This is a genomic window from Micromonospora sp. NPDC004540 (genome assembly GCF_040610095.1).
Taxonomy (GTDB): Bacteria; Actinomycetota; Actinomycetes; order Mycobacteriales; family Micromonosporaceae; genus Micromonospora.
On sequence record NZ_JBEXLR010000149.1, the window covers coordinates 1 to 11,109 of the forward strand.

Here is an 11,109-nt window from a genome sequence, read left to right on the forward strand (position 1 = left end):
TGAACGCCTTCGAGATGGCCTTCGAAGGCCGACTCGCCGCAGCCCGCAAGTAGTCCTCAACAACCCGTGTTACACCGTTTTCTTGACAGACCCACTTGACGAGCCATAGAAGCGTCAGGTGGGACTCGACATTCTGGGGAGGTGGCCCTACCGGTCGCGCCTGACCCGAGTTTGAACCGGCTCCGTGCCCTGAAGTTGATCCGTCGACCCGGCAGGCGGGGACACCGTTCTCGACACGTGCACGGGCCCGCGTGGTGACCTGATTAGGTGCCTGGGTTCGTCCCTCGTTCCCGTTTTGTTTCGGCGTTCTCATCGTGCTCGGTGGTCGAGATTGGCCTAGCGTGAAGGGCGGTGCCGTCGCTCACCGGCTCGATCGTGTTGCCTGGTTCCGCGACGTACGCGTGGCCGTTCTGCACATAGAAGTAGAGCCACGCGCAGCCTGAGGTCGGCGAGTAGTCGCCGCACCACGACACCTTCGCCCCATGGGGTCATCCGGCACCTCGAAACCGGGCTTGACCTGGCTGGCTTCGACGTTCAGGGCGGAGAGTTCCGCACCCCTGCTACGGCGCCCACACCTTGCGTCAAGCGTCGGCGATCGTGACGTGGTTGGCGCGTTGTGGCTCGGGCTGGAACATGGTCAGCAGACTCTCGCCCTCGGCGACGACGGCGTCGCGTTCGTGCTTCGCGAGCGCGCGCAGCGGCGTGATCTGCAACGTCGTCGCGTCGTCGTCGACCGTGACCGCCCAGGTGCCCGCGACCCGGCCGTCGACCAGCAGGAAGCGGGCACCCGTGACACTCAGACCGCGATGTTCGGGGTCGATGACGCGGCTGCGGTCGTCGTAGCCGAGCACCGCGTTGTCGAAAGCCGGCAGGAAACGCGGCGGCACCGGGGTTTCCGGGTCGGGCAGCGCGCCGTCGGGAACGTCGAGCAACTCGCGGCCGCGCTCGTCGCGGAACGTCCGCAACGACGGTCGCAACCGTTGGACGGACTCCCGCAGCCCGCTCAGGCCGGACCAGGCGCGGATGTCAGCGCTGGCCGCCGGGCCGTAGGCGGCGAGGTAGCGCAGGACCAGCGCGTCGAGGGTGGCCGGCGACTGCGGCTCCAGCGGGCGGCCCAGCCACGTCTCGATTGTGGTGTTGTACGCGGCGCCGCGCTCGCCCCAGACACCGCGGGGCGGCACCTGCACGAGCGGCACGAGCGTGCTGAGCGCGTCACCCAGCGAGCGCGGTTCCACCCCCGGCCAGCGGTCGGCGATTGCGCGTGCGGCCTCGGTCAGCATGCGCGGCCGTTCCTCGAACAGCGGCCGGCCGAGTCTCGCCAGGTCGTCGAGGTCGACGCCGGGCAGCACCCGGCGCAGCGTCGACCACATGCGTGCGACCAGCATTGCCTGGTGGACGGGCCGCAGCGCGAGGCAGTCGCGTGCGGTCACCAAGTGAAGGGTGCGGCGCATCAGCAGTGTGCGGACCGCCCGGCGGTTCAGCAGCAGCTCGGCCAGCGCCGGCGGCTGGAAGCCCGCCAGGCGGCTCCACAACCCGACGTACGGCTCCAGGGGTTCCTGCGCCTGCAACCCCACCAAGTGCTCAAGGGCGTCAGCGACCGGCATGTCGTGCCGCTGCAGCAGGAGCTGGCGAGCTAGAAGCGCCCGGTTGAGGGCGCGGCGGTCGAGCACGCTCACGGCGATGACACTATCGCCCACCCGTTTTCCGAGCCGTTGGCTGGTGCTACCGCCGCGACTGCGGCCTTGCAGGTCGCCGTCGGGTCTCTGCCCGGCTGTTCGCGAGATCGGTCGTGCACGCGCCGCCGGAAGGTCCCCCAGCAGTCGTCCGAGCGGATCTCGTCGGCGTCGGTGCAGCCGCTTACCGTGGGGGCAGCTGACGATGCGGAGGGTGACGTGGGAATGCCTCACCAGCAAGGGGAAATCGTCGAGCCGGCCCAAGCTGCCCCCACTGATCCGGTGTTGCTGGGCGAGGTCTCGTCGTCACCGCCGGCACCCGAGCCGGCGCCAGCGGGCACACCGGCGGCCGCGTCCCACCTCGTGGCGGCGGAGGCCTCTGGGGGCGGGGGCGGCGGCTCGCGGCGGCAGGAAGGCTCGAAGCCGCGGACGGGCCGCGAGCGGGACGGTGCGCTCAACCGCCTGATCATGGTTCGTACCTCGGCCTGGCGCATCCCTGAGGTGGAGCTGCTTCGGCGGGATCCGGACTGCATTCCGGACGGTCTCACAACCGAACCAGGCGGTGTGGAATTCGCCGCGCATCGTCGCCTGCTCGACGCCCTGCTCCGACCGGAAGGGGTGCTGGACGGCACGGCCTGGCTGGGACGGGTCCACCATGGAGACGATGCTGTCGACTACAAACGTGCCGACAGTGAAGCGGGCCGGTCACTCATGACCGAGCTGGTAGACGAGGTGCGGCAGGGGTGCCTGGCCGCGTTGGACAAGGATCGACAGGCCTGGCGTCAGCTAGCCGAGCTGCGGCATCAGATCTTCCTGGAACCGCGACGGTTGCGGTCACTGTGCAATCCGGCGGATCCGGACCTGCCGGTGTATGCGGTGGTCGACATTTCCTTTTCCTACCTTGTGGAGCGGCCGCTGTGCCGAGCCAGCATCTCGGTTTGGACGTCGCTGCCCCGTAGCCGTCGGCACGTCCCTGAGGAGCTGCTGTTCCCGGCGGTGAACGACGCGCAGGACGTGCGAATCCCGGCCGAGCAGGTACCCGCCTACCGCAGCTATTTGCTGCGGGTCGGCGAGAGCCTGCAGCGGTTGCTCGCCGCGCAACTCCTGCCGGTCCAGTTCCGGATCTTCGATTGGCAGTACGACTTCCCGACGTTCTGGGTGGCCGTCCCGGCGTCTCTGCGCAGCGACGCCTACCGCTATCTGCAGCGGAGCGAGCGGGTCGGTGATCGGCTCGCGCGCGAGCTGCTACTGACCGGCACCGCTCGGGACTCCGTGGTGAGCCGCGCCGTGCTCAACGGTGACTTCATGGTGCTGCGCCGGTTTCGGCGCGAGGGCGAGACCTACACCCCGCACTACCTGATCCTGCCGTCCCGCAATGGCTACCCGGCCCGTGACGCCGACGGCCAGCGGGACCCGGACCGGCAGGCAGCCGCGATCCGCCGTCAGGAGGAGGATGCGGCGGGGATCGTCATCGCCCTCAGTGAACTCGAGGCGACCAGCGGTAGTGAGCTGTACACGGTGGAGCGTGACCTGGAAATCTGGAAAAACCATCTTCAGGTCTACACCGCGATGGCGGAGCGCGGCGCGTTTCTCTGGGACGCGCTCTCGACCCACCTGCCGATGCGACGCGGTCGAGCGCTCAACGAAGCGCACCGCGCCGTGCAGTTGCTGCACCAGATCCTGCTCCAAGGGGTAGCCGACCTCGGCCACCTGCGCGCGCTGACGCGGGCCTCCAGTGCCAGCATCGACGCGGCGGCCGAGCGGTTGCAGGACGACTTCGACGCGAAACTCACCGAGTTGCACGGGCGGAGTGTGCTCGGACTGCGCGGAGCGATCACCGAGACCGGGCTGTTCGCCCGGGTACGCCAGCACGGCGCGGAAATCGTCGAACAGTCCTCCTGGGTCAAGTCTCGGTACGACGACCTCGTGGCCGCGATCACCTCCGCCTTCGACGAGCGGCGGGTCCGCGAGGCGGACGTGATCCAAAAGGGTGGCGTGGTGATCAGCCTCGCGGTTGGACTCGTCAGCCTGGTGACGGTGCTCGACGCCACGACGGACATGAAGACCCCGCGGGACATCGCGCCAACCCCCGGCGCGCCAGCGGATGCCAACTGGCTGCGCTGGCTACATGACCAGGCCCTGGGGTTGCTGTCCCGGCACGCCAACGAGGCGGCCCTGTTCAGCCTTGCCTGCGGGGTCGCCGTGCTCGGCGTAGCGCTGTATGTCTGGGCCAGGTTCAGGTCCTCTGGTCGGCTGAGCTCGCGGCAGTTTCGCCGGCTCTATGACGGGTCACGCGGCCGGCTCGTCATGCGCAACGGCCATGGGGTGTGGCACTTCCTGAGGGACGCCTCGACCGACAGTCTCGAGGATTTCCTTGGGCGCGCGCGGCGCCAGCCAGCCACACCGGAGGACGCGCGGGACAACCGGCAGCGTTGGGCGGAGCTCGATGACGCCCTGGCCGGACGCTTCGCCGACCTGTGGGATCGGGCGGCTCCGATGGGGGTGCGGCGGCAGGACCGCGTCCGTTCCGACATCAAGGCACTGGCCCGGCGAATCGAGCACTGGGGAATTCACGGCCTGCTACTCACCGAACGTCCTCGCCAACTACATGATTACGTGCTGCCCCGGCTCATCTGCCTCTACCGGTTCTGCATCCAGTGGCCGGACTCGTTCATCGAGAAGGTGGGTCGGCAGAACCGCCCGAAGAGCCTCGTGCCGGACAGCGAGTTCGTGCGGGCTATGCAGTGGCTCGGCTTTCAGCGCGACCAGGCATTGGAGTTCGACAGGCACTTGCACAGATGGCAGAAGCGCCAGATCGGCGAGACCCGGGGCGCCGCCGAATCCGCCGGCGCCGTACCTGCCCAGTACGCTCGGCAACTTCTCGATCTTCTCAACGAGTTGGAACTTTCGGCGTGCTGCACGGCGGAGAGCGTCGAGCGGCTGCTCGTCCGCTCGGAAGCGGCGGCGGCCGGGAATCGTCCCGCGTCGCCGGAGGCGCCCCCACGGATATGGACCCAGGTCGTGGTGCAGCCAGCCGATCTCCATCCGAACGGCGAGCCGACCGACCAGGCGCTGGAGCGCTACTGCGTACTGGCTCTTGCGAAGTGGCTCCAGGCCGAGGGGGTGCGGGTCGAGCCGCTCGCGAGCGGACGGGTGACCATAACGGGCAAGGACGGCGCCACGGTCGAGCCGGTGGTGCTGGGTCCACGCGCCAGCCGACTACCCCGACTCACCGCCGGCGACAACATCGAGGTGAGCTGCGCCGTACACCAGACCAAACTTCGAGGGTTCCCCACTCGCCACCTGCTGCGGCCGGTCCCCGCGGCCCCCGGACGAATGAGCGGCGACGCGCACCATTCGGCCACTGCGCTGCAAGGCGGCGCTCCGGATGGGATGAAGGGCGAGCGCGGCGAGTCCGACGAACCCGTGACTGTCGACGGCATCGCGCTGCTGCGCGACACTGCCACCGGCCGCTTCACGCGCGAGCCGGCGCTCTGGCTGCGCCCATGATCGAGCCTGCGGCGACCCGGCCGTTCTCGCCAACTGGATCACCGAAACCTGAGCCGAACGCCAAACGCGCCGAAAGCCACAAGCACATGCCAGTCGAGACATCCCCCTTGCCGTCAAGAAGGAGCAGATGATCGCGGTCGTCGAGGTGCTCGGCGACCTCTTGAGCGTCCTCCGGGGCGCGCGTCGACACTGGCCACGCCGGCGTTCGACCGTCGGTTCTCCGGCATCTGACCGGCCGCACCGCCACCTTGCCCGGCCCGAGCTGTTCACGCGCGTCCGCCGTCGGCTACCCCGCCGCGAGCCGGCCCGCCGCCGCCGTGGCGACCATCCGCGCGTACGGCTCGTCCCGATCGGGCGAGAACATCACGGTGCCGACCAGGTCGCCGACCCGGACCACCGCGACGAGCGTCACGATCGGATCGGCGGCAAGCGTCTCACCCTCGTAGTACCACTGCTCCTCGCGGACGAGCAGCGCCTCGTCCCCGGCGAAGCCGGTGCCCACGACGGTGAACCTGCGGGGCGCCGGACTTCCGGGCGCAGTCGACGGTGTCGCCGTGCCGGCGCAGGTGGACAGCACGTGACGTACGTCGTCGAGCGCCCGCGGGCCCCACCCGCCCGCATACCGGTGCAGGTGTTCGTAGACGTACCCGGCCGAGCCGTTGGCGTACCCGGTGAAGTCGAGGTCCGCCTGCCGGCGCAGCGACTGGTAGTCGGAGCTGCGGTAGGCCGCGCACAGATCGGCCCAGCGCCACGTATCGCCGGAGAACGGCTCGCTGGGCAACTGCTTCCGCCACGCACCCGGCCCGAGATCCGCCGGCCGGAGCATGAGGGTGCCCAGGTCCGCCACGCCGGGTTCGGGCCTGCCGCTGCCGTTCGGGCTCGGCGGGGCGCTCGTTGCCGGGGTCGTCGGGCTCGGCGCCACGCTCGGCGACCCGGTGCCCCTCGGCGCCACGGTCGTTCGGCTGGCGCCGGGGGCTGGCGAGCCGTCGCCCGGCCCGAGGTTCGCGACCGAGCCGGCCCCCGCCCCCGCCACGGCGACGACGGCCAAGCCGGCGACGACCGCCTGGCGCTGCGAGCGCTGCCGTCCGCGACGGCGGACCGCCTCGGGGGACGCGAACGGCGCCAGCGGCTGCTGCCCCCGCAGCGGCGCGAACGTGCTCTCGAATCCGTCAGACATTGTGCGCCTCCGAAGGTGTCGCCTCGAGCAGGTTGGCGAGCGCTCGCCGGCCGCGGGACAGGCGGGCCTTCACGGTGCCGTCGGGCACGCCGGTCTCCCGCGCCACCTCGGCCACCGGTAGGCCGACCAGGTGGTGCAGGACCAAGGCGGTCCGCTGAGCGGGCGGCAACTGGGCGAGCGCGCCGACCAGCGCGACGCTGTCCGGGTTGGGGCCGGGCACGTCCGGCGGGGGGCCGGCACGACGGTAGGCATGCAGCGCCGACCGGGCCCGCCGCCAGCGACTCACCGCCACGCGGCGGGCGACCGTCCGTACCCAGGCCTCCGGGTCGGCGTATTCGCCGACCGTCGACCACCGCTGCCAGGCTCGGGCGTACGCCTCGTGCACCACGTCCTGCGCCTCGGCGGCGTTGCCCGTGAGGGCATACAGGCAGTCGTAGAGCCGCTGCCTGCTACCTCGGTAGAACGCGTCAAAGCTCTCCTCGCCTGACATGCGTCCCCTCCCTCCCCGCCTGGTCGTACCCCTAGTCACGCCGCACCCCCGCCGGCGGTTGCCTGCCGGGCAGTGGTTTCGCTCCGGAACTGGCCGGGGGACGCAGTGTTCCGGAAGCACGGACGCGGAGCTCATCCGGGGTGGCGCGTCGACGGGCCGCTGCCGCGCGGTAACCGCCACGACGATGGTGAAGAGCGCCACCTCATGTGGCGCCACGCGGCACCGCGACTCGCCGAGCGATTCACCGTGATTGCCACCGACCGCAGCCGCAACGAAGGCCCCGAGGACTTCCCCGGGCCTTCCGTCTCCTCTGGCCCGGGCTACTCGTGGGCCGGAGTCAGGTCGTTCTCGTCGACGAGGTAGCCCAGCTCGATCAGCTTCCGCACCGAGTTGAGGATCGCGTCTCAGCGCCTCGGGGACGTCCTCGACGGGTGCGGCTGCAACCGTTCGCTACGTTCAGCTCGCGCTTTGAGGCTGTCCGGCGCACCAGGTCGCGAGAGCTTCCTCTGTATGGGGGAGATTGCACTCTCCGATGGCTCGCGGCATCATCGGGCCCTGCCTCAGCATGCGGGTACGAATGACGAGGCGAACGACCTCCTGCTGCAACGGTGAGAGATCATCGAATGCGGTGCCGTCCGGAAGTGGACCGTCGGGAAAGGTCAGGCTGAGCAGTAGCCGCAGCGCCAGGAAGTCATGCCGATGCGGGTCTGGAACCCGCCGTTCTCCTGCTCAGCCCGTCCGTCACTGTCGGATGCCGCCGGCGTTGGCTGGCTGTCTGCGCTGTACGGATGGCTGTAAGACAAGCGGCTGCTGACCATCTGATCCGTAGATTCCCAAGACCATGTCAAGGGCGTCCGACGCCGTCCGCCTGGTCCTCGTCCTCAAGCGCTCGGCAACTCCATCGGTCCCGTACCGTCCCGTCCAGTCCGCCCCGGTGGCTCCCACGCGTGGCTCCCAGACTGCCAGCATGGGAGTTGTCGATCTAGCCGACTTGGCTGCTAGCGCCGCACGAAGATCAGGCAGGCCCACGAGGCCACGAAGGTGACAAAGCCCGCTGCGTTCAGCGCTACTGCGACCGGATGCGGAATCGATGGAAACCACGCTGACGCTCCCAGGACGATAGTGCCACCTATCAGAGCGAGGGAGCTGCCTCTGCGCAACGGCAGCGGTGCGAGACCCTGCCGGTCAAGGAACCACGGGATACGCCGCGTGACGATTATTCCGATGCCTAGAGCGATGCCAGCGATGCCGAAGAGCTCAAAGAACAACACGACCACGACAGGAGGGGATGCTGACGAGGTGAGCACGGCGTGATCTTTACACGCCTGAATTCCAGTGGCTACCCCGACTGCGCGGTGAGATTGGCGTTGCCCCCAACCGGTACCTGACCCCCTGGCATTCTCCCGCCCTGCGGGTGACAGCGGGGTCAACGGCATGCTGGCTTCAGCGGATCTCCTCGGGCAGTCGCCAGACCGTCCAGCCTCCGCGAACGGGGGCCAGGTGGAGCGTCCTAGCGGACGAACGACCTGGTCCCGTTCGGGGAGGCTGGTAGCCCTTGTGGTGCCCGGCGAGGTGAGCCGCGGCGGCATCTCTGAGGAGGGTCGGGGTTCGGGGCGGAGTTCCGAGGCCTACGGAGTCCTGCTTGTCCCTCAGCGTGGCCGGCCCGGCCGATGCCGGCCGGAGGTCGCCAGCAGGCCGGGGCCGGGCTGGCGCGGCCCGCTTTGCGGGCCGCCTTGACCTGGGATGACGGTGGTGCGCCCGGCAGGATTCGAACCTGCGGCCTTGGGATTAGAAGAAGATCGCGGACGGCTGGTCGCTTCGCTAGCCACCTGGTCAGCCCGTCCGTAGTTGTCGGGCAGGGTCGGCGTCGGTCGGAGGTCTTGGCTGTACCGTCGCTGCGTGAAGCGCGAGGAGTTGATCTCTCTACTTGGCGACGAGAGTCCGGTCAACAAGGCGTGCCGTGAAGCCCTTGAGCGGGGAGCGTCCTTCCGCGTCTGGGACGGCGCCGCCGGATTGGTCCCCGCAGACAACCTTGCGTCCACGTACCGGGCACGGGAGGCGATTACCAGGGACCGGGGCATCCCGACGCTCGGTTTCGCGGCGGCCGTCGAGACGCTCCGCGCGCTCGGTGAAGAGCCTGTTCGACTTGGCGGCGTGACGCAGCTCGATCCTCCCTACTACTTCCAGCTGTTCTTGGCGGCTGACCGCGCCTTGGTCCTCGCGTGCATCGGTGTGGACCAGCAACATCAAGCTCGCCGCTGGCGTCCAGGTGAGGCTCCCTAGAGGAAGTTTCCGTTGGCCGCATGGTCGGCGTAGTCGACTGTCACCTTGGTAATTGGACAAAATCGGGGTCTGCTACGGCGGTTCTCCTGCTCGGCCTGGTCGCTGGCGGCCTGGTTTGGCCTCCCGTGATCCGGCCTTGTGGCCCATGGATGGCCCGTCCATCAGTGCTGGGAGACCCCGAGGCGAGCGAGCTAGTCGTCACCGAAGGGCTCGTCGTGCCACCGAAACCCCGCGTGGTCGCCTTCGATCCCAAGCATGAACTCGGGGACCTGGCGGCCGTTGGGGTAGGTCATCGTGACTGCGGCGCGGATCGCCTCGTACGCCTGGTCGATCGGCTGCGGATCGCCTGAGTCAACCGCACGGCTCCACTCATCAAAGAGCGGTCGCAACTGCTCGAACGCTGGCTGAGGTCTGAACCTGCCCCGATGCCAGGGCATGTCGTGCTCCTCAACCTCGATCTCGCCGAGCAGCTCACCACCGACACCGTAGACCCGCCAGACTTCGCCGAAGTCGCCACCTGCTGCCACAGGGAGGACACTAACCGGGGCGCGGTGGCCTTGGGATTAGAAGAAGATCGCGGATGGCTGGTCAGGTCCTTGCACCACCGGTCGCACGTCCGCTGTTGTCGGGCAGCGTCGGCATCTGCGAAGGGTCTTGGCTGTACGGATGGCTGTACGGCCTGTCCGCGCTGACCGCCGGCCTGAGTCGCGACGGGTCGTTCTTCGTTATCGCCCCAAGACTCGCACGCGCTGCGTGTCGACGTCCGACCAGAGTGCGGCAAGGCGCTCCTGCACACGGCACAGGTGGGCGTAGAGCGTGCCGCCCGGGTGCTCGATCGCCTCAGCGCCACATCCACGTAGCCAGGTCCGCGTATCAGCGTCAACGCTCATGGGTTTGACCCTAGGCACGGTCGTGTCGGCGGGCTGCCCCTCCTCTTGCCCACTTCGTCACAGGGGTCTGCTGCCGCAGCGGCTAGACCTCGGGCAAAGGCCATCGCCGCCGCAATCATCAGCACGGCGAGCGCGTTGTATGCAAGCCAGCATGACTCACGAATGTGAATTGATGCACCGCCCCTTCCACTCGGCAGATCGAGACGGTTGAGTCAGGGGCATGGCTCGAATCGCGTACGACAGCGTGGAAGCGGCGGCGTACGAGGCGACCCGCCACCTTACCGACGACGGACTAGCGGATTGGCGGAAGGCGATCACGCGGCACCTCGGCCCCCGCCCCGGGATGCGGCTTCTCGACCTGGGCTCCGGCACTGGCAGCTGGGCGGGAGCCTTCACCACCTGGTACAAGGGCATCGATGTCATCGCGGTCGATCCGTCCGAGGCGATGCGCGCTCGCTCGGTGTACCAGCCCGTGGCTCCCGGCGACGCCGCGCACATCCCGCTGGATGACGACAGCGTCGACGCCGTCTGGATGTCCACCGTCATCCACCACGTCTTGCCGCCGCGGCCCACGAACTGCGCCGGGTCCTGCGCCCCGGCGCTCCGCTGCTGATCCGCTCCGCATTCGCCGGACGGCACCAGGCAATCACCCTCTTCCGATACTTCCCGGAAGCCGTCCAAGTGCTCGACACCTATCCCAGCGTGGCCGACGTCGAGACCGCCTTCGCCGCCGCCGGCTTCAACACCGTCGCCTGCGAACAGGTTTCGCAGACCACCGCCGCGTCCCTGCACGAGGCCGCCACGACGCTGCGCCGCGAGGCGCACACCGTCCTGCATCTGATCAGCGACGATGACTACGCCGCCGGCCTCGCCCGACTTCGCCAAGCGGCGAGGACCGACACTGGGCCAGTCATCGACGCCCTGGACCTGCTCGTGCTGCGCTGATCGCCCCCGACGTCACTGAAACACGCGGTACTCACGCCGGCGCAAGCGCAAATTGGCCGCCGGCTAGTTGGCGGATCTCCTCGTCGGGCAGTCTCTGACCGTCCAGCCTCCCCGGACGGGGACAAGGTGGAGCGCCCTACC

7 protein-coding genes and 1 pseudogene are annotated in these 11,109 nt (G+C 69.0%); 3 read left to right on the forward strand and 5 right to left on the reverse strand.

The features are described from left to right. Window positions 1-581: 581 nt before the first annotated feature. A complete protein-coding gene (locus ABZV78_RS30015; RefSeq protein ID WP_355643999.1) occupies window positions 582-1,676 on the reverse strand; it encodes a winged helix DNA-binding domain-containing protein in 1,095 nt (364 codons plus the stop codon). A 222-nt stretch (window positions 1,677-1,898) separates the two neighbouring features. On the opposite strand from ABZV78_RS30015, the gene ABZV78_RS30020 reads away from it, so the two are divergent. Next, window positions 1,899-5,183, forward strand: a complete 3,285-nt coding sequence (locus ABZV78_RS30020) for a hypothetical protein (protein WP_355644000.1) — start codon at window positions 1,899-1,901, stop codon at window positions 5,181-5,183. Between the two features lie 286 nt (window positions 5,184-5,469). Here the strand turns inward: ABZV78_RS30020 and ABZV78_RS30025 are convergent, their stop codons facing one another. Both ABZV78_RS30025 and ABZV78_RS30030 read right to left on the reverse strand, forming a co-directional pair. Next, the gene (locus ABZV78_RS30025; RefSeq protein WP_355644002.1) at window positions 5,470-6,360 is read right to left on the reverse strand and encodes a hypothetical protein; all 891 of its coding nucleotides are present in this window, start codon (window positions 6,358-6,360) and stop codon (window positions 5,470-5,472) included. After that, window positions 6,353-6,850 carry a SigE family RNA polymerase sigma factor gene (locus tag ABZV78_RS30030; RefSeq protein WP_091261928.1) on the reverse strand — a complete coding sequence of 166 codons (498 nt, stop codon included), beginning with the start codon at window positions 6,848-6,850 and terminating at the stop codon, window positions 6,353-6,355. Before ABZV78_RS30030 ends, ABZV78_RS30025 begins: the two co-directional genes overlap by 8 nt. 1,899 nt (window positions 6,851-8,749) lie before the next feature. Between ABZV78_RS30030 and ABZV78_RS30035 the strand changes: the two genes are divergently transcribed. After that, on the forward strand, window positions 8,750-9,133 hold the full coding sequence (locus ABZV78_RS30035; protein ID WP_355644004.1) for a hypothetical protein: 384 nt from the start codon (window positions 8,750-8,752) through the stop codon (window positions 9,131-9,133). A 191-nt stretch (window positions 9,134-9,324) separates the two neighbouring features. On the opposite strand, the gene ABZV78_RS30040 is transcribed toward ABZV78_RS30035, so the two are convergent. Then, complete coding sequence (locus ABZV78_RS30040) at window positions 9,325-9,660, reverse strand: hypothetical protein (RefSeq protein ID WP_355644006.1); 336 nt, start codon at window positions 9,658-9,660, stop codon at window positions 9,325-9,327. Window positions 9,661-9,858: 198 nt separating this feature from the next. Beyond that, the gene (locus ABZV78_RS30045) at window positions 9,859-10,023 is read right to left on the reverse strand and encodes a DUF6817 domain-containing protein (RefSeq protein WP_355644008.1); all 165 of its coding nucleotides are present in this window, start codon (window positions 10,021-10,023) and stop codon (window positions 9,859-9,861) included. Between the two features lie 220 nt (window positions 10,024-10,243). Between ABZV78_RS30045 and ABZV78_RS30050 the strand changes: the two are divergent. Further along, window positions 10,244-10,968, forward strand: a pseudogene (locus tag ABZV78_RS30050) (methyltransferase domain-containing protein). The last annotated feature ends 141 nt before the right edge of the window (window positions 10,969-11,109 follow it).

Excerpts from the sequence above, each read along its gene's own strand:
- ABZV78_RS30030 (WP_091261928.1), bottom strand. The coding sequence starts at position 6,850 with ATGTCAGGCGAGGAGAGCTTTGACGCGTTCTACCGAGGTAGCAGGCAG.
- ABZV78_RS30045 (WP_355644008.1), bottom strand. The coding sequence starts at position 10,023 with ATGAGCGTTGACGCTGATACGCGGACCTGGCTACGTGGATGTGGCGCT.
- ABZV78_RS30020 (WP_355644000.1), top strand. The coding sequence starts at position 1,899 with ATGCCTCACCAGCAAGGGGAAATCGTCGAGCCGGCCCAAGCTGCCCCC.
- ABZV78_RS30025 (WP_355644002.1), bottom strand. The coding sequence starts at position 6,360 with ATGTCTGACGGATTCGAGAGCACGTTCGCGCCGCTGCGGGGGCAGCAG.